The organism is Streptomyces sp. TP-A0874, assembly GCF_001748085.1.
GTDB lineage: Bacteria > Actinomycetota > Actinomycetes > Streptomycetales > Streptomycetaceae > Streptomyces.
Map to the genome: position 1 here is coordinate 165,258 of NZ_BBZK01000005.1, position 26,157 is coordinate 191,414.

The 26,157-nt window shown below is 71.4% G+C and carries 22 protein-coding genes; 7 read left to right on the forward strand and 15 right to left on the reverse strand.

The window, feature by feature from the left end; genetic code table 11:
- Positions 1 to 99: 99 nt before the first annotated feature.
- The 3 genes from BGP73_RS08330 to bldG all read right to left on the reverse strand — a co-directional run bounded on the left by BGP73_RS08330 (position 100) and on the right by bldG (position 4,097).
- Positions 100 to 2,493: a sodium-translocating pyrophosphatase gene (locus BGP73_RS08330; protein WP_069813291.1), complete on the reverse strand. Its 2,394-nt coding sequence runs from the start codon at positions 2,491 to 2,493 to the stop codon at positions 100 to 102.
- Between the two features lie 732 nt (positions 2,494 to 3,225).
- Positions 3,226 to 3,648 (reverse strand): ATP-binding protein, encoded by a 423-nt coding sequence (locus BGP73_RS08340; protein ID WP_069813295.1) that lies wholly within the window; start codon positions 3,646 to 3,648, stop codon positions 3,226 to 3,228.
- Positions 3,649 to 3,755: 107 nt separating this feature from the next.
- The gene (gene bldG, locus BGP73_RS08345; RefSeq protein WP_069813297.1) at positions 3,756 to 4,097 is read right to left on the reverse strand and encodes an anti-sigma factor antagonist BldG; all 342 of its coding nucleotides are present in this window, start codon (positions 4,095 to 4,097) and stop codon (positions 3,756 to 3,758) included.
- A gap of 55 nt (positions 4,098 to 4,152) precedes the next feature.
- On the opposite strand from bldG, the gene BGP73_RS08350 reads away from it, so the two are divergent.
- The gene (locus BGP73_RS08350; RefSeq protein ID WP_079127342.1) at positions 4,153 to 6,594 is read left to right on the forward strand and encodes a DEAD/DEAH box helicase; all 2,442 of its coding nucleotides are present in this window, start codon (positions 4,153 to 4,155) and stop codon (positions 6,592 to 6,594) included.
- 189 nt (positions 6,595 to 6,783) lie between these two features.
- Here BGP73_RS08350 and BGP73_RS08355 read toward each other — a convergent pair whose 3' ends face one another.
- The 7 genes from BGP73_RS08355 to ssd all read right to left on the reverse strand — a co-directional run bounded on the left by BGP73_RS08355 (position 6,784) and on the right by ssd (position 12,219).
- Positions 6,784 to 7,116 (reverse strand): Rv3654c family TadE-like protein, encoded by a 333-nt coding sequence (locus BGP73_RS08355; RefSeq protein ID WP_244501136.1) that lies wholly within the window; start codon positions 7,114 to 7,116, stop codon positions 6,784 to 6,786.
- Positions 7,117 to 7,272: 156 nt separating this feature from the next.
- A complete protein-coding gene (locus tag BGP73_RS08360; protein WP_069813299.1) occupies positions 7,273 to 7,731 on the reverse strand; it encodes a TadE family type IV pilus minor pilin in 459 nt (152 codons plus the stop codon).
- Positions 7,718 to 7,915, reverse strand: a complete 198-nt coding sequence (locus tag BGP73_RS08365) for a DUF4244 domain-containing protein (protein ID WP_069813301.1) — start codon at positions 7,913 to 7,915, stop codon at positions 7,718 to 7,720. The genes BGP73_RS08360 and BGP73_RS08365 overlap by 14 nt, the downstream gene beginning before the upstream one ends.
- Before the next feature lie 157 nt (positions 7,916 to 8,072).
- Positions 8,073 to 8,879, reverse strand: coding sequence for a type II secretion system F family protein (locus tag BGP73_RS08370; RefSeq protein ID WP_244501137.1), 807 nt, complete (start codon positions 8,877 to 8,879; stop codon positions 8,073 to 8,075).
- 19 nt (positions 8,880 to 8,898) lie between these two features.
- Positions 8,899 to 9,810, reverse strand: coding sequence for a type II secretion system F family protein (locus BGP73_RS08375; protein WP_244501138.1), 912 nt, complete (start codon positions 9,808 to 9,810; stop codon positions 8,899 to 8,901).
- Complete coding sequence (locus tag BGP73_RS08380) at positions 9,800 to 11,023, reverse strand: TadA family conjugal transfer-associated ATPase (protein WP_069813965.1); 1,224 nt, start codon at positions 11,021 to 11,023, stop codon at positions 9,800 to 9,802. Before BGP73_RS08380 ends, BGP73_RS08375 begins: the two co-directional genes overlap by 11 nt.
- A gap of 86 nt (positions 11,024 to 11,109) precedes the next feature.
- Positions 11,110 to 12,219 (reverse strand): septum site-determining protein Ssd, encoded by a 1,110-nt coding sequence (gene ssd, locus BGP73_RS08385; RefSeq protein ID WP_069813305.1) that lies wholly within the window; start codon positions 12,217 to 12,219, stop codon positions 11,110 to 11,112.
- Positions 12,220 to 12,658: 439 nt separating this feature from the next.
- Here ssd and BGP73_RS08390 point away from each other — a divergent pair, with 439 nt between their 5' ends.
- Entirely contained in the window at positions 12,659 to 13,492 is an 834-nt protein-coding gene (locus BGP73_RS08390) for an HAD family hydrolase (RefSeq protein WP_069813307.1), read from the forward strand.
- Positions 13,493 to 13,994: 502 nt separating this feature from the next.
- Here the strand turns inward: BGP73_RS08390 and BGP73_RS08395 are convergent.
- Positions 13,995 to 14,879 (reverse strand): oxidoreductase, encoded by an 885-nt coding sequence (locus BGP73_RS08395; protein ID WP_244501139.1) that lies wholly within the window; start codon positions 14,877 to 14,879, stop codon positions 13,995 to 13,997.
- A 164-nt stretch (positions 14,880 to 15,043) separates the two neighbouring features.
- Between BGP73_RS08395 and BGP73_RS08400 the strand changes: the two genes are divergently transcribed.
- Entirely contained in the window at positions 15,044 to 16,087 is a 1,044-nt protein-coding gene (locus BGP73_RS08400) for a nucleotide-binding protein (RefSeq protein WP_069813309.1), read from the forward strand.
- 51 nt (positions 16,088 to 16,138) lie between these two features.
- Here BGP73_RS08400 and BGP73_RS08405 read toward each other — a convergent pair whose 3' ends face one another.
- Positions 16,139 to 17,386 carry a hypothetical protein gene (locus tag BGP73_RS08405; RefSeq protein ID WP_069813311.1) on the reverse strand — a complete coding sequence of 416 codons (1,248 nt, stop codon included), beginning with the start codon at positions 17,384 to 17,386 and terminating at the stop codon, positions 16,139 to 16,141.
- Positions 17,387 to 17,745: 359 nt separating this feature from the next.
- Here BGP73_RS08405 and acs point away from each other — a divergent pair, with 359 nt between their 5' ends.
- The 4 genes from acs (at position 17,746) to BGP73_RS08425 (ending at position 22,887) form a co-directional block, all read left to right on the forward strand.
- On the forward strand, positions 17,746 to 19,725 hold the full coding sequence (gene acs, locus BGP73_RS08410; RefSeq protein ID WP_069813313.1) for an acetate--CoA ligase: 1,980 nt from the start codon (positions 17,746 to 17,748) through the stop codon (positions 19,723 to 19,725).
- A 280-nt stretch (positions 19,726 to 20,005) separates the two neighbouring features.
- Positions 20,006 to 21,247 (forward strand): Na+/H+ antiporter NhaA, encoded by a 1,242-nt coding sequence (gene nhaA / locus BGP73_RS08415; protein WP_079127346.1) that lies wholly within the window; start codon positions 20,006 to 20,008, stop codon positions 21,245 to 21,247.
- Positions 21,248 to 21,493: 246 nt separating this feature from the next.
- Positions 21,494 to 21,964, forward strand: a complete 471-nt coding sequence (locus BGP73_RS08420) for a phage holin family protein (RefSeq protein ID WP_069813315.1) — start codon at positions 21,494 to 21,496, stop codon at positions 21,962 to 21,964.
- Complete coding sequence (locus BGP73_RS08425; protein ID WP_069813317.1) at positions 21,961 to 22,887, forward strand: alpha/beta fold hydrolase; 927 nt, start codon at positions 21,961 to 21,963, stop codon at positions 22,885 to 22,887. Before BGP73_RS08420 ends, BGP73_RS08425 begins: the two co-directional genes overlap by 4 nt.
- Before the next feature lie 385 nt (positions 22,888 to 23,272).
- Here BGP73_RS08425 and BGP73_RS08430 read toward each other — a convergent pair whose 3' ends face one another.
- The 3 genes from BGP73_RS08430 to nth are packed head-to-tail and all read right to left on the reverse strand — an operon-like array spanning position 23,273 to position 26,019.
- Positions 23,273 to 24,472, reverse strand: a complete 1,200-nt coding sequence (locus BGP73_RS08430) for a MarP family serine protease (protein WP_069813319.1) — start codon at positions 24,470 to 24,472, stop codon at positions 23,273 to 23,275.
- Between the two features lie 12 nt (positions 24,473 to 24,484).
- On the reverse strand, positions 24,485 to 25,207 hold the full coding sequence (locus BGP73_RS08435; RefSeq protein WP_069813321.1) for an NUDIX hydrolase: 723 nt from the start codon (positions 25,205 to 25,207) through the stop codon (positions 24,485 to 24,487).
- Complete coding sequence (gene nth / locus BGP73_RS08440) at positions 25,204 to 26,019, reverse strand: endonuclease III (RefSeq protein ID WP_244501154.1); 816 nt, start codon at positions 26,017 to 26,019, stop codon at positions 25,204 to 25,206. The genes BGP73_RS08435 and nth overlap by 4 nt, the downstream gene beginning before the upstream one ends.
- Between the last annotated feature and the right edge of the window lie 138 nt (positions 26,020 to 26,157).

Sequence of the window (26,157 nt, forward strand, 5' to 3'; positions counted from 1 at the left end):
TCCGCCCGTGCGGGAGCGGTGCCAGGTGGGGGTTCCCGGCCGGAGCGGCCGCGCACCGCACCTGACGCCGGGTACCGATCCACCGGGGGTAGGCAGCCGTCAGGAGACGGGCGCCGCGTCGGCCGACTCCTTCGCCGGTGCCGTGCCGACCTCCTCGCCGACCGCGATGCCCCGGCGCTTGGAGAGGTAGACCGCCGCGATGATGACCACGATGGCGAAGGTCGCCACCACGGCCCGGACGGCCGGGCTGGCGTCCGCTCCGTAGCTGAACCGCACGACCGCGGGAGCGATCAGCAGGGCCACCAGGTTCATGACCTTCAGCAGCGGGTTGATGGCGGGGCCCGCGGTGTCCTTGAACGGGTCGCCCACGGTGTCACCGATGACCGTGGCGGCGTGTGCCTCGCTCCCCTTGCCGCCGTGGTGGCCGTCCTCGACCATCTTCTTGGCGTTGTCCCAGGCGCCACCGGAGTTGGCGAGGAACACCGCCATCAGGGTGCCGGTGCCGATCGCGCCCGCGAGGTACGCTCCGAGCGCGCCGACCCCGAGGGTGAAACCGACCGCGATCGGGGCCATGACGGCCAGCAGACCGGGCGTGGCCAGTTCGCGCAGCGCGTCCTTGGTGCAGATGTCCACCACCCGGCCGTACTCCGGCTTCTCGGTGTAGTCCATGATCCCGGGACGCTCCCGGAACTGCCGGCGGACCTCGTAGACGACCGCCCCGGCGGACCGCGAGACCGCATTGATCGCCAACCCGGAGAAGAGGAAGACGACGGCCGCTCCCAGGACCAGGCCGACCAGGTTGTTCGGCTGCGAGATGTCCAGGCTCAGCCCCAGCTCACTGCCCATCGCCCCCACATCGGTGACCGCCGTAGCGATCGCGTCCCGGTAGGAGCCGAAGAGCGCCGCCGCGGCGAGCACCGCGGTGGCGATGGCGATGCCCTTGGTGATGGCCTTGGTGGTGTTGCCGACGGCGTCCAGGTCGGTGAGCACCTGGGCGCCCGCGCCCTCGACGTCGCCCGACATCTCCGCGATGCCCTGGGCGTTGTCGGAGACCGGACCGAAGGTGTCCATGGCGACGATCACACCGACCGTGGTGAGCAGGCCGGTGCCGGCCAGGGCGACCGCGAACAGCGCCAGCATGATGGACGCCCCGCCGAGCAGGAAGGCGCCGTAGACGCTCAGGCCGATGAGCACCGCCGAGTAGACCGCGGATTCCAGCCCCAGCGAGACTCCGGCGAGTACCACGGTCGCCGGGCCGGTCAGCGAGGACTTCCCGACGTCCTGCACCGGCCGCCGACTGGTCTCGGTGAAGTATCCGGTGAGTTGCTGGATGAGTGCGGCGAGCACGATGCCGATCGCCACCGCGAGCAGGGCGAGCACCCGGGGGTCGCCTTCGTGGCCCAGGATGGCGGCGTCCGTCACACCCGCCAACTCGGCGTAGGTGGAGGGCAGATAGGTGTACACCGCCACCGCGACCAGTACCAGCGAGATGACCGCGGAGATGAAGAAGCCCCGGTTGATGGCGGTCATCCCGCCGCGGTCGGAGGCGCGCGGGGCCACCGCGAAGATGCCGATCATGGCCGTGACCACGCCGATGGCGGGGACCAGCAGCGGGAAGGCGAGGCCGGAGTCGCCGAAGGCGACCTTGCCCAGGATCAGCGCGGCGACCAGGGTCACGGCGTAGGACTCGAACAGGTCGGCCGCCATTCCGGCGCAGTCGCCGACGTTGTCGCCCACGTTGTCCGCGATGGTGGCGGCGTTTCGCGGGTCGTCCTCCGGGATGCCCTGCTCGACCTTGCCGACCAGGTCGGCGCCGACGTCCGCCGCCTTGGTGAAGATGCCGCCGCCCACCCGCATGAACATCGCGATCAGGGCGGCACCGAGCCCGAAGCCCTCAAGCACCTTCGGGGCGTCCGCCGCGTAGACCAGCACGACGCAGGAGGCCCCGAGGAGGCCCAGCCCCACGGTGAACATGCCGACCACACCGCCGGTGCGGAATGCGATCTTCATGGCCTTGTGGGAGACGGCGGTGAGGTCCTTGGCCGGCGCGCCGCCGACCGCGGTCGCCTCCCGGGCCGCGGCGGCCACCCGCACATTGCTCCGCACCGCCAGCCACATTCCGATGTATCCGGTGGCCGCGGAGAAGAGCGCGCCGATCAGGAAGAAGATCGAACGTCCGGCACGCTGTGTCCAGTCATCCGCGGGCAACAGCATCAGCAGGAAGAACACCACGACGGCGAATACGCCGAGGGTGCGCAACTGGCGTGCGAGATAGGCGTTAGCGCCCTCCTGCACGGCAGCGGCGATCTTCTTCATGCTGTCGGTTCCCTCGCCGTTGGCGAGTACCTGCCGCACCAGGACCACGGCGACGGCCAGTGCCGCGAGCGCCACCACCGCGATAACCGACACGATCATTCTGTTGTCGTGGGTCAGCGTGGCGGCCGCGAGCGTTGGAAAAGGGTCCGGCGTGAGTGGGGGAAGGGGCCCCGCCATTCGTCCTCCTTGACGTTTGGCACATGGGCGCGCAGCACGGAACGAGCCGCAGCGCTCAAGCGTGCTGGATCTTTAGAAGATGTTGACGGATTGTAGGGAGCTGCGGTCGATCAAAACAGTGCGCGTACCCGGGAATTCACCAGCACCAGCGAAGATCAAAAAACATCGAGAGTAAAAGATCACCCGAAGGCAGGTCGGTGATCATTTCCTTGACGCGATCGGAGATGATCTGCAAATGATCTCAGCGCATAAAGAAACACCTGTTCAACGGCGCGGATGAAAAACAAACCTGCTCGCCACGGAAGGTCGCTACAGCGGCTACCGGCGAGAACGATCACGGTGTACTGACCTCGAAGTCCGTGACGGTCCGACGAGTCGCCGATGGAACGTTTTCTCGTCGTGGATCCAGGTGTCGAGGTGCTGTCATGGGAAACAGGGGACTCGTCGGCCGTCCGGGCCTGCATCTGGGTGAGCCGGTCGAGGCGGTGGCCATGGGACGGACCGGGCGTTCGGACCCGCTGGGACGCAGGTTCACCGACTCGAGCGATAAGACAGTCACCGCCGAAGGGCTCCGCGCGGCGCCGACCACCCTCCGGTCCGGTCACGGTCCGGCCAGGCGCCGGGAGCATCAGTGAACCCGGAGGATCCCGGACCGTCAGAGCGGCGCCGGTCCCATCAGGCCCCGACGGCCCCGACAGGGCCTGACGGCTGATGGGGCCATTCCTCCGTGGCTCAGGGCACTTCAGGCAGTTGAGTGGCCGGCCAGCTCATCCGAATGAGGCCCACGAGCCCGGAACCGGTCACCTCGAAATCATCGACGAGCCCTCTGATCACGGCAAGGCCCATCTCGTCATCGGCATCGGCGGGCCGGGCCGCCGGGCCGGAAGGCTCGCCCTCGGCACCCGAAGCCACTCCTTCGCCGACCTCGATCGAGAACTTCTTCTCCTCCTCGATCAACAACACCCGCACCGGCGCGGCCAGACCATGGCCCCTGTGCAGGCCGACAGCCCGGCTGCAGGCCTCTCCGACAGCCAGGCGGACTTCGTCCAGCACAGCCTCGTCGACCCCGGCCTTGCGCGCCACGGCCGCCGCCACCAGGCGGGCGGTCCGTACGTGCTCGGGCAGGGCGCTGAACAGCAGTTCGACGGTGGCCATGCCTTCCCCTCGGTCGCGTGTGGCATCTCTCGGGGGTCCGGGCGCAGCCACCGGCACCCCAGGCTTGCCGCGCCCCGTGCCATCGGCACGGGGCTCGCCGGCGACTGTCAGTCGGTGGCTGCGACAGCGTCGTCGACCGAGGTGTGGATCGGGAACACCTTGGTCAGCCCGGTGATGCGGAAAATCTTGAGGATGCGCTCCTGGTTGCACACCAGGCGCAACGAGCCCTCATTGGCACGCACCCGCTTCAGCCCGCCCACCAGGACGCCGAGACCGGTGGAGTCGAGGAAGTCGACCCCCTCCATGTCGACGACCAGGTGGTAACTCCCGTCGTTCACAAGCTCGACCAGCTGCTCACGCAGCTTGGGCGCGGTGTATACATCGATCTCGCCACCGACTTCGACCACTGTGCGGTCGCCTACGGTCCGGGTCGACAGGGACAGGTCCACGGATCCTCCAGCAGCTTGCAATCGAACGGTCGCCCCCCATGGATCGGCAGCCGCGATGGCATTCAATCACTTACCGACCGGCGTGCACGACGCCTTGAGCGCATTGTCCGTCACTCCGGTGACACACTCGGTGCCGATGGCCGACAACCAACTCCCGCGTGTCGGGGCCGCCCACTCCCCCGCACGGTCCGTCCTCGACCGGCTCGCCGGTAGCGCGGACCGCGCTGCGCGCATCACCCATACGGAGCACCTGCCCCCGCGCACGGGCCGTCATGCGCGCTGGCCGGAGCGGATCCGGCCAGAAGTGGTGGAGGCGGTCCGGAACGCCGGGATCGAGCACCTCTGGGAACACCAGGCCCGCGTCGCCGAGCAGGCGCTGAGCGGCACCTCCGTCGTCGTCGCGACCGGGACCGCCTCCGGCAAGACGCTCTCCTACCTGGTCCCGGTGGTCAGCACGCTGCTCGACGGCGCGGCGGAGCGGGGCGGACGGGGCACCACCGCGCTGTACCTCGCGCCGACCAAGGCCCTCGCCGCCGACCAGCGACGGTCCGTCGGCGAACTCACGGCACCGCTGGGCAGCGCCGTGCGGCCGGCGGTGTTCGACGGGGACACACCGGTCGAGGAGCGGGACTGGGCCCGGCGGTACGCCAACTACCTGCTGACCAACCCCGACATGCTGCACCGGAGCATCCTGCCCGGGCACCCGCGTTGGTCCTCCTTCCTACGCGCACTGCGCTATGTGGTCGTCGACGAGTGCCACAGCTACCGCGGGGTCTTCGGCTCCCACGTGGCCCAGGTGATCCGCCGACTGCGGCGGGTCTGTGCGCGGTACGGCTCGGAGCCGGTCTTCCTGCTCGCCTCGGCCACGGCCTCGGAACCGGCGGAGGCCGCCGGCCGGCTGACCGGCCTTCCGGTGGTCGAGGTCACCGACGACGCCTCACCGCGCGGGGAGCTCGTCTTCGCGCTCTGGGAGCCGCCGCTGACCGAGCTCCACGGGGAGCAGGGCGCCCCGGTGCGGCGCAGCGCCACGGCGGAGACCGCCGACCTCCTCACCGACCTCGCCGTGCAGGGCACCCGCACCGTCGCCTTCGTCCGCTCCCGGCGGGCGGCCGAGATGATCGCCCTCATCGCCCAGGAACGCCTCGCGGCCGTCGACCGGTCGCTGCCCGGGCGGGTCGCCGCCTACCGCGGCGGATACCTTCCCGAGGAACGGCGTGGCCTGGAGCAAGCCCTGCACTCCGGTGAGATCCTCGGGTTGTCCGCCACCAACGCCCTGGAACTGGGGATGGACGTCTCCGGCCTGGACGCGGTGCTGCTCGCCGGTTATCCGGGCACCCGGGCGTCCCTGTGGCAGCAGGCCGGCCGGGCCGGACGCGCCGGCCAGGGCTCGCTCGCGGTGCTGGTGGCTCGCGACGACCCGCTCGACACCTATCTCGTGCACCATCCCGAGGCGCTGTTCCGGCAGCCCGTCGAGTCGACCGTGCTGGACCCGGACAACCCCTACGTGCTGGCCCCCCACCTGTGCGCGGCAGCAGCGGAGTTGCCGCTCACCGAGGAGGATCTGGCGCTCTTCGGACCGGCGGCCCCCGGGCTCCTCCCCCAACTGGAGCGACGGAGGCTGCTGCGGCGGCGGGCGACCGCCTGGCACTGGCCGCGCAGCGACCGGGCCGCGGACCTCGCCGACATCCGCGGCCAGGGCGGCGCCCCCGTCCAGGTGGTCGAGGCGGGCACCGGCCGACTGCTGGGCACGGTCGACGCGGCGGCGGCCCACACGACCGTCCACACCGGGGCCGTCCACCTCCACCAGGGGCGCACCTACGTGGTCCGGGAGCTGGACCTGGCGGACTCGGTGGCGCTGGTCGAGGAGTCGTCGCCGCCCTACTCGACCACCGCCAGGGACACCACCGCCATCTCGGTGCTGGAGACCGCCACCGAGGTGCCGTGGGGCGCGGGCCGACTCTGCTTCGGCTCCGTGGAGGTCACCAACCAGGTCGTCTCCTTCCTCCGGCGCAGACTGATCACCAACGAGGTCCTCGGCGAGAGCAAGCTGGACCTGCCGCCCCGTACGCTGCGCACCCGGGCGGTGTGGTGGACGGTCACCGAGGACCAGCTCGACGAGGCGAGCATCGCTCCCGAGTCCCTGGCGGGTGCGCTGCACGCCGCCGAGCACGCCGCCATCGGAATCCTGCCGCTCTTCGCGACCTGCGATCGCTGGGACATCGGCGGTGTGTCCGTCCCGCTGCATCCGGACACCCTGTTGCCCACCGTCTTCGTCTACGACGGCCAACCGGGCGGGGCGGGCTTCTCCGAGCGGGCCTTCCAGGTGGCCTCCCGATGGCTGCGAGCGACCCGGGAAGCGATCGCCGCCTGTGAGTGCGAAGCGGGGTGTCCGTCCTGCATCCAGTCGCCGAAGTGCGGAAACGGCAACGATCCGTTGGACAAGCGGGCTGCCGTGCGGCTGCTCGGCACCCTCCTCAGCGGTGCTCCATCGGAGTGAGTGGCCGCGTCCCCCTGCCCCAGGCCGGAGTGGGCGGCCTCACCCGGCGATCTGCGGTACGCGGCACCGACACCGGCCACCGGCGAGGTGGCGGCCCGCCGACGCTGACGGACGCCTGCCCGGCCGCCTCCTCGGAGCCCAGCGCAGCCCGGTGGGCCTCGGCAGCTCCGTGCTGCCCCCACCCGCTGGCTACGGCCCGGCACGGGACCGCACCCTGGCGGTGAACGGGCCGTACCCGACCTCCGCGGTGAGGTCGGCGATCTCACCACGGACCGCGCAGCGGACCACCCGCACGTCTTGAGCCACGGCCACCTTCCTGGCCAGGCCACACGCCCTCGTCTGCCCCTCCAACGCATGCCCGGCCGCGGCGAGCGCGGCGAGATCCGCTCCGCCGGCAGCCCGATGCCGAGCTCCGACCACCCCGCCCAGCGCCAACTCGGCGGCGAACACCGCACAGAGCGCGGTGGCGGCTACGGCCGTCCACACCGTCGCCGAGCCCTGCTCCGCACCGAGTGGAGACACCCTCCGCCCCCCGGCTCGGCTCGGCAGCCGACCACGCCCTCGTCCAGGCAACCGGCCCAGACCTACCCGGCCCAGCCTTCCGCCCACCCACCGCATGGCTTGCCTCCCTTCCGTACGTACCACCCGGGCCTTCTCCGACGAACAGCGCCGGGTCGCTCAGCGAGACCCGCCTGCTGCTCCCTTGCCTTCCGACGTGACGCTGCCTTCCGACGTGACGCCGTCCCCCTCCTCGTCCCCCGCCTCGGAACCAGCAGCGCCCTGCCCCGCTCCGGGCGGGGACGCCATGGACTCGTCCAGCGCCACCGCCTCGGCCCCCAGCCGTACCGGCAGCGCTCCCGGGCCGGCCGGGGCCTCCACACGGACTCGGACCAGGCCGTCCTCCCGCTTCACGGAGATCTCGGCACCCTCGGGCGCGGTGGTACGCGCCGCGGCCAAGGTGGCCTCCTCCGGTTCGGCGCGAGCCGCGGCCCGCGCCCCCGCACGGGCCGCGTCGACGCACTGGATCTGTGCCGCCGCGGCCATCAGCCCCCAGATCAGCGCCACCGTGAACAGCGCCATGGCCGGCAGGACCACAGCCGCCTCCGCCGTCACATACCCACGGTCAGAACTGCGCATCGAGCGCCTTGGCGACCACTGACTGAAGTGCGGAGTTGACCGCGTCACTGGTGACCACCTTGTAGAGCACCGCGCCGAAACCAGCGGCCGCGATGGTGCCCACCGCGTACTCGGCCGTCGTCATACCGGAGTCCGTCCGCCCCGCTCCGCGTACTGCGCCCCAGCGTTTCCGGATCCACTTCACTTCTTCTCCCCTTCCGTCCCACTCCACCTGGTCGTGCGTCGTCGAAGCAGCTGCCGCTCCGCCTGTTCCCTTACGTGTTCGAGCCTCTACGTGTTCGAGCCTCCGCTCCCCTTCCGTCGCCGTGAGTGCGGTCAGTCGGGCGGGCCAGGGCGGTTCTTCAGGCTCCGCGGAGGAGCGCCGTCCCCAGCCCGATCAGCACCGGTGCCACCCCGACCGTCAGAAAGGCGGGCAGGAAACACAGCCCCAGCGGGGCGGTAGCCAGCACTCCGGCCCGTCGCGCCGCCGCGGTGGCCCTCCTCGCCTGGGCGGAGCGGTATTCGGCCGCCAGACGTGCCACCGGTTCCACCGCGGGCACCCCCGTCGCCTGGGCCCGCTGGAGAGCGCTGGCCAGTGCTAACGCTCCGGGCAACTCGGCGAAACGGCCCCAGACGACGCCCGGGTCCCCTCCGAGCCTGAGCTCCGCCGCCGCTCTCGCCAGGCCCTCCCCGACCGGCCCGCCGAGTGAACTCCCCACCGCGTCGGCCGCTTCGACCGGCCCAGCACCGGCCGCGAGGCAGGCGGCCAGCAGTTCTCCGGCGAACGGCAGACGCCCGTCGGACTCCTCGGAATGCTTCTCCCGGTCGGGCGTCGTCGCCGGGCGACGCTGCCACCAGACCCGCACCACGCACCCTCCCAACAGGCCGAGCGCCCAACCCGCCGCTCCGCCCAGCAGGAACGGACCGGCCGCGGCGGTGCCGACGGCGGGCAGCCAGTTCCGCAGCAACGCGGCAACGCCACCGGTGGCCGGCACGGCGTTCAGGCCGAGCCGACCGGCCCGGGGACGGGCCGACGGAGGGCCCCGGTGGGCCGGCCCACCGGGTAGCAGTTCCGCCAGGCGTCCACCGGGTCGCCGGACGCCTCTCCCGTGGCGGCCTCCGACCGCCACGGCCGCCTTGCCGAGCGCCCAGGCGGCGAGCAGAAGCAAGCCGAGAAGGGAACCACCCCTACCCATCGGCGGTCACCGATCCGAGAGCCTCGGCCCGCCTGATGATGTGGGAGGTCCAGCGGAGCCCGGCGTATTCCAGCAGACCGCCGACGAGCAGGCAGGCCAGACCGACTGGGGTGTGCAACAGCACCCGGAGCGGGGACGCGCCCAACGCCGCTCCCATCAGCAACGCGAACGCCGGTAGCCAGGCGAGCATCGTGCCCGTGGCCCGGGTGCCCGCCAGCTGGGCTGCCAGTTCGTCAGCTCGATCCCGCTCGGTGCGTAGCGAGGCGGCCACTCGTTCGAGCCCGGCTGCCAGGCCCGCTCCACCGTCCGCCGAGATCCGCCAGCAGGCAGCCACCCCCGACAACCCCTCCGCGCCCGGAACCCTGGCAGTCTCCCGCAGTACCCGCGGTACATCGCCCCCGAACCGGGCCGCCGCGGTCAGCGGCACCGCCGCCGGGCCCAGCCCCGCCGCTGCGGAGCACAGCGCCTCCAACGGCTGTCGGCCCGCCCGGAGATCACCGGCCACCGCGCCGCAGAACTCCACGACCGCGACGCCCCGCCGCTCCCGTTCCCGGGATGCCTCCCGGGAACGGGACCACCGCCGTACCAGCGGCACGGCCGCCAGCCCGGCGCCCACCGGCAGAACGGACTCCGAGACCAGGCCGAGAACCACACCGGCCGGCGCACAGAGCCACTCCCGCCCCCACCCCGCCGCCCAACGCCCCTGCCGCAGGCGGTGTGCCTTCTCCGCCCACCCGCCGACCGGCAACGCCGTGGACGGGCTCAGGCTGTGAGCCTCGGTGTCCGACGCGGTACCGGTCAGCAGCAGTCTGGCGCGCCGCCTCCACCGGCACCGGTCCAGCCACCGTCCGGGGCCGGTCGAGGCGAAGCCGGCGGCATCCCACAGCCCTCCGTCACCTCCCACGGGGCTCACCGCCTCCTTCGGCCCGGTGACCGGCTGAGCCGGCGAGCAGCCGCATGAACCGCTGATGGCCCGGGCCCGGCTCAAGGCCGGTCGGACCGGCGAGGAGCGCGGGCACGGTCTCGACGTAGCCGCCCGGGCCGCGGTCCAGCACATGCACCTCAGAGATCCGACGTTGTCCGTCGCGGTCCCGGACCAGGTGGATCAGCACCGACACCGCGGCGGCCAGTTGGCTGTGTAGCGCGGCCCGGTCCAGGCCGGCCGTCGAACCGAGCGCCTCCAGTCGGGCCGGCACGTCCGCCGCCGCGTTGGCGTGCACCGTCCCGCAGCCACCCTCATGACCGGTGTTGAGCGCCGCGAGCAGATCGGTCACCTCCTCGCCGCGGACCTCACCGACCACCAGCCGGTCCGGCCGCATCCGCAGCGCCTGCCGGATGAGGTCCCTCAGGGTGACCCGTCCCCTCCCCTCCTGATTGGCGGGCCTGGCCTCCAACCGGGCGACGTGTGGATGGTCGGGCCGGAGTTCCGCGGAGTCCTCCGCGAGCACGATCCGCTCGTGGGGTCCCACCAACCCGAGCAGGGTGCTCAGCAGCGTCGTCTTGCCGGTACCGGTGCCGCCGCTGATCAGGAACGACAACCGGGCTTCCAGGAGCCCTCGCAGCAACCGGTCGACGCCGGGCGGCACCGTGCCGGCATCGACCAACTCCCGGAGGTCGAACGCCTTGCGCCGTACCACCCGCAGCGACAGACAGGCACAGCCCACGGCGATCGGCGGCAGCACGGCGTGCAACCGGGTCCCGTCCGGAAGGCGCGCGTCCACCCAGGGCCGCGCATCGTCCAGCCGCCGCCCGGCCACAGCGGCGAGACGCTGGGCGAGCCTGCGCACCGCCTCTCCGTCCGGGAAGCGCACGGGGGTCCGCTCCAGCCCCATCCCTCGGTCCACCCAGACCTGCTCCGGGGCCGTGACCAGCACATCGGTGACCTCGGGATCGGCGAGTAGGGGCTCCAGCGGTCCGGCGCCGACGAGTTCCGAGCGGAGCCGAGTCACGACCGCGAGGACTTCGGTGTCCCCCAGGAGTCGGCCCTCTTCGCGAAGGGCGGCCGCCACCGCGGCCGAGGTCGGTTCCGCCCCGGTCGCCGCGAGCCTCAGCCGTACCGCGTCCAGCAGCGGCTCGGCCAGCGGAGCGACCTGCGACGGCGAATGCCGTGCCACCATCCCGGCGCCCGGCGGCTCCCCGGCCCGAGCGGCGGTCGAACGGAGCCGGGCCGGCAGTTCCGAGCCGGACGGAACCTGCGACACGCTCATCCCCGGCCTCCTACGTCGGCCAGCGCCCGATCCCAGAAGAGGCCGCAGAAGCGGGCCAGTGGGCCATCGCCGTGGGAGCCCGGTACGGCCCCCCGCTCCACCAGCCGGGCCAGTCCAGACTCCGACGGCAGCTCACCCACCAGCGGCAAGCCGAGCAGCCGGGCGATCTCCTCCCCCCGTAGTCCGGAGGTGGGTGAGCCGCGCACCACCACCCGGAGGTCCCGCAGCACCATGCGCAAGGCCGAGCTGATCCGCTGGGCGGCCGCCACCGCCCGCAGCTCCGCCGGCACCACCAGCAGGCCCATGTCCAGTTGCGCAAGCGCCTCGGCCGCCGCGCCGTCCATCCGCCGCGGCAGGTCGACCACGACCACCCCGTCTCGCCGCCGCGCGGCCGCGAGCACCGAGCGCGCCGCCTCCGGCCGCACGACCACCGCTTCGCCTCGGTCCCAGCTGAGTAGGCGCAGGGAGTGCAGCGCGGGCAGCGACTCCTCGAGCGCGCCACCGGCCACCCGCCCTGAGGAGCGGGCGAAAGCGGGCCATCGGAGCCCCTCCGCGCTCTCCCCTCCGAGCAGCACGTCCAGACCACCGCCGAGCGGGTCCCCGTCGACCAGGACCGTGCGTCTGCCGGACCGTGCCGCGGTCACGGCCAGCGCGCAGGCGAGAGTGGACGCGCCGGCTCCGCCACGACCGCCCACCACGCCCACCGTCACCGCCTGCCCCCCGCTTCCCTCGGTGGCGTCGGCGATCCGGTCAACCAGCCAGGTCTCCGCATCCGGCAGCAGGGCGACGTGCTCCGCGCCGATGGCGACCGCCCGCCGCCAGATGCCGGCGTCGTCCGGATCGCGGCCCACGAGCACCACCGCCGGCCGTCGCGGGGCGGTGCCGACCAGGCCGGCGGCCGCGTCGTCGCCGACGAGGACCAGCGGTGGCCGCTCCCAGCCCGGCTCCCGAGCGGTCGTGCCTTCGGCCACCGCCGGCTGTACGCCCGCCGCGGCGCAGAGCCGCAGCAGATCGTCGAGCAACCGCTCGTCCCGGGAGACGACCAGCGGCGCGCCCGGCTGCGCTTCAGGGGGTCTGAGCAGTTCGGATGTGCTGGATCCGGCCATGGTCCACTCCTGATCTCGTTCGACGACTCACTCCGCGAACACTTCGCGGATTCACCGTGCAGCGATCAGGAAAAACTTGTGGATCTTGGTCGAAAACTGTGGACAGTACGCGGGCTGTGAATATCTCGCTCACCTATACCGGTGACTTCCACATGAAACCCATTGATTACTCACAGTCACCGGGAGAGGATGCGCTTCGGGAGCCCTCGAACCGCCGACAAGAGCGAGAAGGGATCAAGGGAGACCGCGGAAACACCCCCGGACATGCGACGACCCCCGCCGGGGGGGGGAGAGCGGGGGTCGTCCCCACGGTCGACTCGGGGGGGAGGAGCCAGACCGGGTTAACACGGTCGCGAACGATCCGTGACCTCCATGGTGTACCCGAGGCCCTTCTCAGGCAAACCCACGCGCCTTGCTGTACGCCGAATGGAGGGCGCCTATGCTCAGTGATGTGGAAAACCACTCCTTGCCCCGTACAGCGGCCTTCTTCGACCTCGACAAGACGGTCATTGCCAAGTCCAGCACGCTGGCCTTCAGCAAGTCCTTCTACCAGGGTGGCCTGATCAATCGCCGGGCTGTTTTGCGCACCGCATACGCCCAGTTCGTCTATCTCCTCGGCGGCGCCGACCACGAGCAGACGGAGCGAATGCGCGAGTACCTCACCGCGCTGTGCCGCGGCTGGGACGTCCAGCAGGTGAAGGAGATCGTCGCCGAGACCCTGCACCGGCTGATCGACCCGATCATCTACGACGAGGCGGCCTCCCTCATCGAACAGCACCACCTCGCCGGCAGGGACGTGGTGATCGTCAGCACCTCCGGAGCCGAGGTGGTGGAACCCATCGGCGAACTGCTCGGCGCCGACCGGGTGGTGGCGACCCGGCTGGTGATCGAGGACGGTCGGTTCACCGGTGAGGTCGAGTACTACGCCTACGGCCCGACGAAGGCCGAGGCCATCGCCGAACTGGCCGAGAGCGAGGGCTACGACCTGGCCCGGTGCTATGCCTACAGCGACTCCATCACCGACGTGCCGATGCTGGAGGCGGTCGGCCACCCGCACGCGGTCAACCCGGACCGCGCGCTGCGGCGGGAGGCGGCGAACCGCGGCTGGCCGGTGCTCTCCTTCAACCGGCCGGTGCGGTTGAAGCGGCGGCTTCCCACCATCACGATGCCGCCCCGCCCGGTACTCGTGGCGGCCGCGGTGGGCGCGGCGACCGCCACCGCGGGCCTGGTCTGGTACGCCAGCCGCCGACGAACGGCCGTCGGTCCGTTCTGACCGGCACCGGCCGTATGCGCCGACCGGAGATCTCGTTTTCCCGCCAAATTCTGAGAAGACGGGAAAATCGACCAGAACAATGGCTTTGGCGGTCTCCGACGCCTAAAGCAAAAGACGGGAAGCAGGGGTTCCGCTTCTGCCGCCACAGGAGTACAAAGGAATCGACGGCCCGCGAGACCGGAAGATCCCGGAGCATCTTCCAGAGATCAGCAAGGCCCCACGGACCGTGCGTGAACACCGAGCACCCACGCGACGCCGACCCGTCGATTACGGGCCAGCCCACCGCTGCGGGAAGTCCCGGCCGGATGGGCGAACAGGGAGCGCGCACTGGTAACCCGGTGGACACGCCAGCGGCGGTACCCGTCCCGGGTGCCGCCGCATACCGCCTCGGCATCCCCGGCCCGCCGTTCCCCCGTTCCGAACACCGAGTCGGTCCGGTCGGGCTCCGATCGGATGCCGGCCGGACACACCCCCCGGTCCGACCGGTCGGCGCGGGCGCCGCTCAGGCCGCTCCCCGCTGCAGCGCCTCGCAGACCGCAGTGGTCTCCCGCACGCCGAGTTCGACCGCGCGTCCACAGTGCGCGATCCACGCCGCCATCCCCTCGGGGGTCCCGGCGGCGTACCCGTCGAGCGCCTCCGTGTAGGCCTGCCGCCCCAACTCCGCGTGGCCCACCTCGGCCGGGCAGATCGACTTCGGATCCAGACCGCTGCCGACCAGCACGATCCGTTCCGCCGCCCGCGCCACCAACCCGTTGCACGTACCGAAGGGACGCAGCACCAGAAGCTCGCCGTGCACCACCGCGGCCACCACCAGCGCCGGAGCGGCCGTTCCGGCCAGCAGCAAGCTGGTCAGCCCGTCCAACCGGCCGGCCACCTCGTCCGCCTCCGGAAGCGGCAGCTCGACCAACGGCTCGACCACCGTCTCGCCCGCCAGCCTGGGCCGACCGACCGTGTCCCCGGCAGAAGCCCCGTCTCCCGCCTCGCCCGCGGCCACCAGATGGAGCCGCGCCAGCACCCGGAGCGGCGACTGCCGCCAGACGCCCAACAACTGCCCCGCCTCGGCGGTCAGCCGCAGCGCGGCCCCCACCGTCCGCGGTTCCTCCCCAGCGCCGTAGTCACTGCGCCGCCGGACCTCCTCAAGTTCCCAGTCCGCCCCGGCCAGCGCCGCGGAGGCCCGAGCGCCGCGGAGGGCGGCCTCCGCGGTGACCTCGGCGCTCCGCCGGCGCATCACCCGGTGGCCGTAGATCCGGTCCACCGCCTTGCGCACCGACTCGACGGACTCGGCCACTCCCGGAAGGGTGCCCAGTACGGCCAGCGGATCGTTCTCCGCGGCGGCGGGGGATCCGGTCGGCGATCGGTGGGGCGCACCCCGGGAGAACGCAGTCATGGGTAGGAGCCTAAGCGCTGCCACCTGGCTCCCGTACGCCGCACCGGCCCGGAGCAAGGAACTCGTGCGATCTCCATCGCGCACCCTTGACGCGCCCCCCGAAGGAGTGATCTTCACGTAGCGCGGCCCTTGGCTGCACCCAGCCGGCTTTAGCGTTACTGAACATGAAGATCGCTTTCGTAGGGAAGGGCGGCAGCGGCAAGACCACGCTGTCCTCCCTGTTCATCCGCCAGTTGGCCGCTTCCCGGGTGCCCGTGATCGCGGTGGACGCCGATATCAACCAGCATCTGGGACCGGCTCTCGGACTGCCGGAGGCCACGGCCGCACGGCTGCCCGCCATGGGCGCCCGGCTGCCGCTGATCAAGGACTACCTGCGCGGTTCCAACCCCCGCGTCGCCTCCCCCGAGACCATGATCAAGACGACACCCCCGGGTGCGGGTTCCCGACTGCTGCGCATCACCGAGGACAACCCGATCTACGAGGCCTGCGCTCACCCCGTCCACCTGGGTCAGGACGAGCCCCCCGGCGCCGCTCCCACTCCGACGGACCGGGCCGGTGCGGCGGTGCGGCTGATGGTGACCGGCCCGTTCACCGAGTCCGACCTGGGGGTCGCCTGCTACCACTCGAAGGTCGGCGCGGTGGAGCTCTGCCTCAACCACCTCGTCGACGGCCGTGACGAGTACGTCGTCGTCGACATGACGGCCGGTTCCGACTCGTTCGCCTCCGGGATGTTCACCCGCTTCGACGCCACCTTCCTGGTGGCCGAGCCGACCCGGAAAGGCGTCGCGGTCTACCGCCAGTACAAGGAGTACGCCCGGGACTTCGGCGTCGAACTGCACGTCGTCGGCAACAAGGTCCAGGGCCCGGACGACCTCGCCTTCCTCCGCGCGGAGGTCGGTGAGGACCTGCTGGTCACCTTCGGCCACTCGGACTGGGTGCGCGCACTGGAGAAGGGCGACCCGCCTCCTTTCGAGCGCCTGGAAGCGGAGAACCTCGCCGCGCTGCGCGCCCTCCACCGGACGGCCGACGACTCCTACGAGCGCCGGGACTGGCCGCGGTACACCCGCCAGATGGTGCACTTCCATCTGAAGAACGCGGAGAGCTGGGGCAACGAGCGGACGGGCGCGGACCTGGCGGCCCAGGTGGATCCGGAGTTCACCCTGGCGGAGGACCTGGAGAGTCCGGTGCCGGTCGGACAGCCCGCCTGACCGGGCTGCCGACCAGCGCCGGGCCGCCCGCCCCGGGCCCGACGGGTGGAGCTACGAGGTCTTCTTCGGCTTCTCGGGCCCGGCCGCGGTGGTGTTCAGGAAGCCGCTCCAACCGCCCGCCGGCTGTTCGCCGACCCCGAGCGACCGCAGCTTCTTCAGCACCTCCGGATCCTGGGCGTCCAGCCAGTCGGCGAGTTGCCTGAAGGACACACAACGCACGCCCTCCCGGGGGCAGATCTCCTTGATGGCGTCCTCGACGGCCCGCATGTAGGTGCCGCCGTTCCAGGACTCGAAGTGGTTGCCGACGAAGAGCGGGGCACGGTTGCTGCGGTAGGCGCGGTCGAAGGCCGCCAGCAGTCCGTCCCGCATCTGGTCGCCCCACTCCTGGTGCTTCGAGGGGTCGCCGTTGGTGGTGCCGGACTGGTTGGCCAGGAAGTTGTAGTCCATCGACAGAGTCTCGAAGCCGCGGCCGGGCATCGGGATCTGCTGCAACGGGAAGTCCCAGATACCGTCGGCCTTCGACGGCCAGACCTGGAGCCCGCCCACGGAGCTGGCGTCGTACCGGAAGCCCATCTCCTTGGCGGCCGGCAGCAGGTTCTTCTGCCCCTCCAGGCAGGGTGCCCGGCCACCGACCAGCTCCTGGTCGTAGTCGAAGGGCAGCGGTGCCTCGTCCTTGAGTCCGGTGTTCGTCTTCCAGGTCTGGACGAAGCTCCTGGCCTGCTCGATCTCCTTCTTCCACTCCTCCGGGGACCAGGTGCCGACGCCCCGGTCCGGTCCGCAGAAGTGGCCGTTGAAGTGGGTGCCGATCTCGTTGCCGTCCAGCCAGGCGCCGCGCATCTGCTCCACGGTGTCCCTGACCCCGCGGACGTCGTTGAAGCCGATGTCCGAAGCGCCGGGCGCGTGCTGCGGCGGGCGGTACAACTCCCGTTTCTCCTCGGGGAGCATGTAGACCCCGCTGAGGAAGTACGTCATCGTCGCGTCGTACTTCTTGCCCACCTCGCGGAAGTGCGAGAAGAGCTTCTGTCCGTCCTCACCGGCGCCGTCCCAGGAGAACACGACGAACTGCGGCGGCTTGGCGCCCTCCCTCAGCTTCTTGGGCACCGGTTGGTTCGGCTGGAGCCCGGTCCGCGCGGTCGATCCGTCACCGATCAACTTGCCGGGCGACGCGGCCTGTCCGGCGTTGCCGTGCTGTGCGTCCCCCACCCGCGACTCGCCGTCCCCTTTGCTCGAACACCCGGCGACGGCGACCGCCACCGCCGTCAGGACGACCCCGGTGACCATTCTCCGTGTGGCTGTCATCAGCGCACCTCTCTCCTCAGCGTGGGCGGCGATCGGCGCGGCGCGTTCCTTACCGGACCACCACGAGGAGAATATGTAGCTACCGCACGACAAGCATATTTATTCACTCATCTGGCCGCGCTGGTAGGGCTTTGTGAATGAATGTCGGGGACATTCAGCCCCTACGACCCCCTGTCCGAAGAGACGGAACATCCCGACCGAGCGCACGAAGGACGGAAAGCGAAACGGGCCGAACGGCACCGGCCGCCAGTGAGCCCAACATGGTCTACACCACTGGTTCGAGAACCCTTGTCAGGGCAGGCCACCGACTGATGAGCTAGGGCCCGGGAACAACGGTCACCCCGCGAATGGGAGATGTCGTGAGCAACGAGAGTCTGGCCAACCTTCTCAAGGAGGAGCGACGGTTCGCGCCGCCCGCCGAACTGGCCGCGAACGCCAACGTCACCGCGGAGGCCTACGAACAGGCCAAGGCGGACCGGCTGGGATTCTGGGCGGAGCAGGCCCGCCGGCTCACCTGGGCCACCGAGCCGACCGAAACCCTCGACTGGAGCAACCCGCCCTTCGCCAAGTGGTTCGCCGACGGCCGGCTCAACGTCGCCTACAACTGCGTGGACCGCCACGTCGAGAACGGCCTGGGCGACCGGGTGGCCATCCACTTCGAAGGAGAGCCCGGCGACACCCGCACGCTCACCTACGCCCAGCTCCAGAGCGAGGTCAGCAAAGCCGCCAACGCGCTCACCGAACTCGGCGTACGGGCCGGCGACCGGGTCGCGATCTACCTGCCCATGATCCCCGAAGCGGTCATCTCGATGCTGGCCTGCGCCCGCATCGGCGCCCCGCACTCCCTCGTCTTCGGCGGATTCTCCGCCGACGCGCTCGCGGCCCGGATCAAGGACGCCGACTCCCGCGTCGTCATCACCGCCGACGGCGGCTACCGGCGGGGCAAGCCCTCAGCCCTCAAGCCGGCCGTCGACGAAGCCCTCACCCGGCCCGGGACCGAGCACGTCCACTCGGTACTGGTGGTCCGCCGCACCGGCCAGCCCCTGGAGGAGGCCGGCTCCACCTGGCGCGAAGGCCGGGACATCTGGTGGCACGACGCCGTGGACCGCCAGTCCGACAGCCACACCCCGGAGGCCTTCGAGGCGGAGCACCCGCTCTTCGTGCTCTACACCTCGGGCACCACCGGCAAGCCCAAGGGCATCCTGCACACCACCGGCGGCTACCTCACCCAGGTGTCCTACACCCACAGCGCGGTCTTCGACCTCAAGCCGGAGACCGACGTCTTCTGGTGCACGGCGGACGTCGGCTGGGTGACCGGTCACTCCTACATCGTCTACGGCCCGCTCTCCAACGCCGCCACCCAGGTGCTCTACGAAGGCACCCCGGACACCCCGCACCACGGCCGCTGGTGGGAGATCGTGCAGAAGTACGGAGTCACGATCCTCTACACCGCCCCGACCGCCATCCGCGCCTGCATGAAGTGGGGCGACGAGATCCCGGCCGGCTTCGACCTGTCCTCGCTGCGGCTGCTGGGCTCGGTCGGCGAACCGATCAACCCCGAAGCCTGGATGTGGTACCGCAAACACATCGGCGGCGACCGCACCCCGGTGGTGGACACCTGGTGGCAGACCGAGACCGGCGCCATCATGATCAGCCCGCTGCCGGGCGTCACGGCGGCCAAGCCGGGCTCCGCGCAGTCACCGCTGCCGGGCATCGCGGGGACGGTCGTCGACGACAGTGGGAACGAGGTCCCCGACGGCAAGGGCGGCTACCTCGTCCTCACCGAGCCGTGGCCGAGCATGCTCCGCACCGTCTGGGGCGACGACCAGCGCTACCTCGACACCTACTGGTCCCGCTTCGAGAACCAGTACTTCGCCGGCGACGGTGCCAAGAAGGACGAGGACGGCGACATCTGGCTGCTCGGCCGGGTGGACGACGTGATGCTGGTCTCCGGCCACAACATCTCGACCACCGAGGTCGAATCTGCCCTGGTCTCCCACCCGAAGGTCGCCGAGGCGGCGGTCGTCGGCGCCACCGACCCGCAGACCACCCAGGCGATCTGCGCCTTCGTGATCCTGCGCGGCACCGCCTCGGAAGACCCCGAGCTGGTCGAGGAGCTGCGGGCACACGTCGGCAAGGAGCTCGGCCCGATCGCGAAACCGAAGCGGATCCTCCCGGTCGCCGAGCTGCCCAAGACCCGCTCCGGGAAGATCATGCGGCGGCTGCTCCGCGACGTCGCGGAGAACCGCACGCTGGGCGATGTCACCACCCTGACCGACTCCTCGGTCATGGCCCTCATCCAGAGCGGGCTGTCCGGGTCCGCCGGCGGCGACGACTGACCCACGACGCCGACGGGCGGGGTGGCCGGCCGGCCACCCCGCCCGCGTCATTCCAGCTCACGAGGGTCTCCGGAGGAGGGACGGGCTCCGCCCCGGCCGGCCCGCACCACCGGAGCCGAACCTTCCGGAACCGCCCCCGACGGTTCACGCGCTGCCCCGCACGGGGTACGGTGAAGTGCGCCCACAGCGCGACAGGAGTGCCGGGAAGTCTGGTCGGCGACCGCCTCAGCCATCCGAGGCTGCGGCGGTGGTGAGACGTATCCGACCGGAGGCCAACCAGATGTCCGCCCCCCGCACCCTCTTCGGCCGAACCACCCCCCGCGAGCGCGGCTTCCTCGCGGAGGCGCTGCGGACCGAGACCGTCGGCGGTCTGCTGCTGCTGGCCGGCGCCGTCCTCGCACTCGTCCTGGCCAACACCCCGCTGAGCGGTTTCTACGAGTCCGTTCGGGACTTCCGGATCGGCCCGGCCGCGCTCCAGCTCGACCTACCGGTCGGGAGCTGGGCCACCGACGGGCTCCTCACCGTCTTCTTCTTCGTGGCGGGCGTGGAGCTCAAACGGGAACTCGTGGTGGGGGAGCTCAGCGACCCCAGGGCCGCGGCGCTACCGGTGATCGCGGCGGTCTGCGGCATGGTCGTGCCGGCCCTCTGCTACCTGGCGGTCAGCGCCGGCACCGGCGGCGGTCTCGAAGGCTGGGCGGTCCCCATGGCGACCGACATCGCCTTCGCCCTCGCCGTACTCGCCGTCCTGGGCGGCTCGCTGCCGACGGCGTTGCGCGCGTTCCTGCTGACCCTCGCCGTCGTCGACGACCTCATCGCCATCCTGGTGATCGCGGTCTTCTTCACCGCCGGCCTCAACCTCGTGGCGCTGGGCCTCGCCGCACTCGCCCTGGGCGTCTTCTGGTTCCTGCTGCGCAGCGGGGTGCGCGGGTGGTACGTCTACCTGCCCCTCGCCGTGGTCGTCTGGGCGCTGACCCACGCCAGCGGCGTGCACGCCACCGTCGCCGGGGTGGCGATGGGACTGATGATCCGGTGCACCCCCGCCGAGGGGGAGGAACGGTCGCCCGCGGAACGTCTGGAGCACCTGTTGCGGCCGGTGTCGGCCGGGCTGGCGGTGCCGGTCTTCGCCCTCTTCGCGGCCGGGGTGTCGGTTTCCGGCGATGCGATGACCAGTGTCTTCAGCAGGCCCGAGCCGCTGGGCGTCCTGCTCGGGCTGGTGCTCGGCAAGACCCTCGGCATCTTCGGCGGCTCCTGGTTGACCAGCCGCTTCACCAAGGCGTCGCTCAATCCGGAGCTGGCGTGGGCGGACATCTTCGCGGTCGCCGCACTCGCCGGGATCGGCTTCACCGTCTCACTGCTCATCAGCGAACTCGCCTTCCCGGGCCGGCCGGAGCTCACCGACGAGGTCAAGGCGGCGGTGCTGACCGGCTCACTCATCGCGGCGCTGATCTCGGGCGTGCTGCTGAGACTGCGCGGCAGGGCGTACCGGAGGCGGATTCCCGAAGGCCGGCCGGTCGGCGCCTGACGACCTGGTGCCCGACGGCGAGCGCACCGAGTCGGCCCCGCCGCGCCGACACCCGGCTCGGCTGTGCCGGCCGGCGGGGCCGGCGGCCTACGGTGGTCGGCGAACCCGGGGCGGGAAGCGCGGACTTGCCGCGGCAGCGGAAGAGTGCGGCGGTCCGGCATGATCGGAGGGGACAACCGGCCGGTAGTACCATCCCGCCCGCCCGACCGGCCGGGTGCACAACCGCGAGATGGGATGAGAAACCCGATGAGCCCAGTTAGCCAGGAAGGCGACCGCGACCTCCGTGGACTGGTCGCCAAGGCGACCGACCAGTTGACCGCACTGGTGCGGGAGGAGATCGCGCTACTCAAGGCGGAGGTGCGGCAGGAGACCAAGCCGGCCCAGCTCGGCGGCGCGCTGGTCGCCGGCGCGGCGGCCCTGGGCCTGGTGGCCCTCTTCGTCCTGGCGCTAGCGGCCGCGTACGGCATCCACAACCTGGGCCTGGGACTTGCCTGGTCCTTCCTGGTCGTCGGTGGCGCGTTCACCCTGCTCGCGCTGGTGTTCCTGATCGTGGCCCGGGCCAAGTTCAAGGCGGTCGGGCCCCCGGAGCGGAGTCTCGCCTCGGTGAAGGAGACCGCCGCGGTGTTCCGCGGCGTCGGTTCGCAGTCGCGCTCCGCGGTCTCCGCGGCGGCTGAGGAGCGCCCCGCCGACCCGTCTGTGTCACGCTCTGAGCCATGACCACCCCCGAGAGTTCCGAATCGCTCATCCGGCCCGAAGGGCCGTGGACGCATCGGGACGTGGCCGCGAACGGCGCCCGTTTCCACATCGCCGAAGTCGGCGACGGCCCCATGGTGCTGCTGCTGCACGGCTTCCCACAGTTCTGGTGGGCCTGGCGGCACCAGCTGACCGCGCTCGCCGACGCGGGGTTCCGCGCCGTCGCCATGGACCTGCGGGGCGTGGGCGGCAGCGACCGCACCCCCCGCGGCTACGACCCGGCCAACCTCGCACTCGATGTGACCGGGGTGATCCGCTCGCTCGGCGAGCCGGACGCCGCCCTGGTCGGCCACGACCTGGGCGGCTACCTGGCCTGGACGGCCGCCGCGATGCGCCCCAAGCTCGTGCGGCGCCTCGCCGTCGCCTCCATGCCGCACCCCCGGCGCTGGCGCTCGGCGATGCTCGGCGACGTCCGGCAGAGCCGGGCCGGCTCCCACATCTGGGGGTTCCAGCGGCCCTGGATTCCCGAGCGCCAACTGATGGCCAACGACGCGGAGCTGGTGGGGCGGCTGATCGGGGAGTGGTCCGGGCCCCGGCCCCCGGAGGCGGCGGCGGTGGAGGTCTACCGGCAGGCGATGTCCATCCCCTCGACCGCGCACTGCTCGATCGAGCCCTACCGCTGGCTGGTGCGGTCCATGGCACGGCCCGACGGGTTCCAGTTCAACCGCCGGATGAAACGGCCGGTACGGGTGCCCACCCTGCACCTCCACGGCTCACTCGATCCAGTGATGCGGACGCGGAGCTCGGCGGGTTCCGGGGAGTACGTCGAAGCGCCCTACCGCTGGCGGCTCTTCGACGGGCTGGGGCACTTCCCGCACGAGGAGGACCCGACCGGGTTCTCCACGGAACTGGTGAACTGGCTCAGGGACCCCGAACCCGACCGGTGACCGGCCACCGGTGAGCCCGCGGTTGCCTCGGGCCGACCGGGCGCCATGTGCCGGGCGCATAGGCCCGATCCGGCTCCCCCCGGGCGGTTACCGACCATGGGGCGGGGGCAGAGTCCCCGGTATGGGCTGGACGCACGATTACCGTGACGGGTCCCGTGGGCGCCGTTCCCGTGGCATGCGCAGCGCATCCCACGGCCTGGCCACACGGGAGTACCCGGGCCGAGTCGAGGAACTCCGCCTGGGAATCCCACGCATCCTCCGCCGCCGGGCCCGCTGGATGTCCGCGCGGCTACGCCATCCCCGTCCCTGAGCCGTCCCGGGTCTTTTCCGGTCGCCGCCCGGTCAGCCGGGACTTCCCGGCGGAAGGCTCACCGCAGCCGGCCGCTCACAGTGCGCAGCCCTGGCTGTCCACCCGGCTGCCGGCGGTACGGCCCTTCTCGATGTCCTCGCGTACCTCGTCGACGGTGAGCGCGTAGCCGGTGTCGGCGTCATCGCGGGACTTGGCGAAGACGACGCCGTAGACCCGGCCGTCCGGGGCGAGCAGCGGGCCCCCGGAGTTGCCGGGCCGGACCATCGAGAAGAGCGAGTAGGCGTCCCTGCGCACGGTCCCCCGGTGGTAGATGTCCGGGCCGTCGGCCTGGACGCGTCCGCGGATCCGGGCCGCCCGGACGTCGAATCCACCGTTCTCCGGGAAGCCGGCGACTATGGCGCCGTCACCGCTGTGGGCGTCGCTCTGCGCGAACCGGAGCGCCGGGGCCCGCAGCGAGGGCACGTCGAGGACGGCGATGTCCCGCTGCCAGTCGTACAGCACCACGGTGGCGTCGTGGAGCCTGCCCTCCCCGCCCACCTGCACGGTGGGCTCCTTGACGCCGCCGACGACGTGCGCGTTGGTCATCACCCGGTGCGGTGCGAACACGAACCCGCTGCCCTCCAGGGACTTGCCGCAGCTCTGCGCGGTCCCCACGATCTTGACGATGCTCTCCTTGGCCCGGGCGACGACCGGGCTGTCGACGAGCTTCGGGTCCGGCGGCGGCACCGAGGCGATCGGCTCGTTGGAGAACGGGCTGAACACCTGCGGGAAGCCGTTCTGGGCGAGGATCCCGCCGAAGTCGGAGAACAGGCCGCTGGCCTGCCGCGGCATCACCTGGGAGACGCCGAGCAGCACCCTGGAGTTGCGGACCTCCTTGCCGACCGTCGGGATCGAGGTGCCGGCCAACGCCGAGCCGATGAGCCAGGCGACCAGAAGCATGGCGACGACGTTGACGACCGCGCCCCCGGAGGCGTCGAGCGCCCGGGCCGGCGACCAGGTGATGAACAGCCGCAACCGGTTGCCGAGATGGGTGGTGAACGCCTGGCCGATCGAGGCGCAGACGATCACCGCCACCACCGCGAGCAGCGCCCCGAGGGTGCCCGGAGCGGCGTCGTCGGCGGCCCGGTGCCAGACCATCGGCAGCAGGTAGATCGCCAGCAGGCCACCCCCCACGAACCCGACGACCGAGAGCACACCCACGACGAAGCCCTGGCGGTAGCCGATGACGGCGAACCACACGGCGGCGATCAGCAACAAGACGTCCAGCGCGTTCACCGGGACACCGTCTCACGCACGCCAATCGAGCGGGACGCTGCGGGAGCGGTCCCAGGGCCGCTCCCAGCCTGCGTGGTGCAGGATCCGGTCGATGACCCCCGCGGTGAACCCCCAGACCAGCGCCTCCCGCACCAGGAAGGCCGGGCCGCGGTGGCCACTCGGGTGGACGGCCATCGCCCGGTTGGCCGGATCTGTTAGTTCGGCGACAGGAGCGGTGAACACCCTGGCGGTCTCCGCCGGATCGACCGCCGCCACCGGTGAGGGCGTCCGCCACCAGCCCAGCACGGGTGTGACCACGAAACCACTGACGGGGATGTAGAGACGCGGCAGGACGCCGAAGAGCTGCACCCCGGTCGGATCGAGACCCGTCTCCTCCACCGCCTCCCGGAGTGCGGCCCGCAGCGGACCCTCCCGCTCCGGATCGCCGTCCTCGGGGTCGAGAGCCCCGCCGGGGAAGGCGGGCTGTCCGGCGTGCGACCGCAGCCTGCTGGACCGTTCCATGAGCAGCAGTTCGGCCCCCTTGCCGGCGCCGGCCCGGTCGCCGTCGCCGTCGCCGAAGAGGATCAGTACGGCCGACTGCCGTCCGTCACCGGAGGCGGGCGGCAGATGCCGGCTCAGCTGCGTCGCCCGAACCGTCCGGGCCGCCTCGGCAACCGGTTCCAGCCACGGCGGCAGCCCTTCCTCGGTGACCTCGACCTCGCCGACGCCGCTGCCGCAGGCCTCCGAGGTGCTCACCCGGCCCCCACGGCCGGCGCCGCCTGGCCCGGATAGCCGGGGGGCGGCTTCAACCGCTGCCCCGGCTTACCGGCCATCTCGTACTTCAGAAGCTTCTCGGCCTTCCCCGGATCCGTCTCCCCCACGCCGTACGACGGGCAGAGCGGGGCGATGGGGCAGGCGCCGCAGGCGGGATTGCGGGAGTGGCAGACCCGCCGGCCGTGGAAGATGATCCGGTGCGAGAGCATCGTCCACTCGTTCTTCGGGAAGAGGTCGCAGACCTCGGCCTCGACCTTCTCCGGGTCCTGCTGCTCGGTCCACTTCCAGCGCCGCACCAGTCGTCCGAAGTGGGTGTCGACCGTGACACCGGGCACCCCGAAGGCGTTGCCCAGCACCACGTTGGCGGTCTTCCGGCCGACGCCCGGGAGGGTCACCAGATCCTCTATCCGACCAGGGACCTCGCCACCGAAACGGTCCCGCAGCGCCGCCGAGAGGCCCAGCAGCGACTTGGCCTTGGATCGGAAGAACCCGGTGGGGCGGATGATCTGCTCCAGCTCCTCCGGAACCGCCGCGGCCATGTCCTCCGGGGTGGGGTAGACCGCGAAGAGGCCGGGGGTGACCTGGTTCACCCGCAGGTCGGTGGTCTGGGCGGAGAGCACGGTGGCCACGAGCAGCTGGAAGGGGCTCTCGAAGTCCAGCTCGGGATGGACGTACGGATACACCTCGGCGAGTTCCCGGTTGATCCGCCGCGCTCGGCGGACCAGTGCGAGCCGCGACTCCGGCTTGTCACCTTTCGCGGCCTTCGTTCTCTTCCCGGGCACCTGTTCGCCCAGAGCGGAATCATTCCCGCCACTCACCCGTCCGACCCCCTTGCCCTCTGGTCTCACCGGCGTGTTGGACACGCCGCCAGCGTACGACCCCTGCCGCGTGACCGGGCCAGACATCGGACATCAGCGGTCCAGTTCGGACAC

What these genes read in the sequence shown, in the direction of transcription:
- nhaA (WP_079127346.1), top strand. Translation starts at nt 20,006, where the DNA reads ATGTCCGCCCCCCGCACCCTCTTCGGCCGAACCACCCCCCGCGAGCGC.
- BGP73_RS08420 (WP_069813315.1), top strand. Translation starts at nt 21,494, where the DNA reads ATGAGCCCAGTTAGCCAGGAAGGCGACCGCGACCTCCGTGGACTGGTC.
- BGP73_RS08330 (WP_069813291.1), bottom strand. Translation starts at nt 2,493, where the DNA reads ATGGCGGGGCCCCTTCCCCCACTCACGCCGGACCCTTTTCCAACGCTC.
- BGP73_RS08425 (WP_069813317.1), top strand. Translation starts at nt 21,961, where the DNA reads ATGACCACCCCCGAGAGTTCCGAATCGCTCATCCGGCCCGAAGGGCCG.
- BGP73_RS08380 (WP_069813965.1), bottom strand. Translation starts at nt 11,023, where the DNA reads ATGGTGGCACGGCATTCGCCGTCGCAGGTCGCTCCGCTGGCCGAGCCG.
- BGP73_RS08340 (WP_069813295.1), bottom strand. Translation starts at nt 3,648, where the DNA reads ATGGCCACCGTCGAACTGCTGTTCAGCGCCCTGCCCGAGCACGTACGG.
- BGP73_RS08360 (WP_069813299.1), bottom strand. Translation starts at nt 7,731, where the DNA reads ATGCGCAGTTCTGACCGTGGGTATGTGACGGCGGAGGCGGCTGTGGTC.
- BGP73_RS08400 (WP_069813309.1), top strand. Translation starts at nt 15,044, where the DNA reads ATGAAGATCGCTTTCGTAGGGAAGGGCGGCAGCGGCAAGACCACGCTG.
- BGP73_RS08350 (WP_079127342.1), top strand. Translation starts at nt 4,153, where the DNA reads ATGGCATTCAATCACTTACCGACCGGCGTGCACGACGCCTTGAGCGCA.
- BGP73_RS08395 (WP_244501139.1), bottom strand. Translation starts at nt 14,879, where the DNA reads ATGACTGCGTTCTCCCGGGGTGCGCCCCACCGATCGCCGACCGGATCC.
- BGP73_RS08390 (WP_069813307.1), top strand. Translation starts at nt 12,659, where the DNA reads ATGCTCAGTGATGTGGAAAACCACTCCTTGCCCCGTACAGCGGCCTTC.
- ssd (WP_069813305.1), bottom strand. Translation starts at nt 12,219, where the DNA reads ATGGCCGGATCCAGCACATCCGAACTGCTCAGACCCCCTGAAGCGCAG.
- BGP73_RS08405 (WP_069813311.1), bottom strand. Translation starts at nt 17,386, where the DNA reads ATGACAGCCACACGGAGAATGGTCACCGGGGTCGTCCTGACGGCGGTG.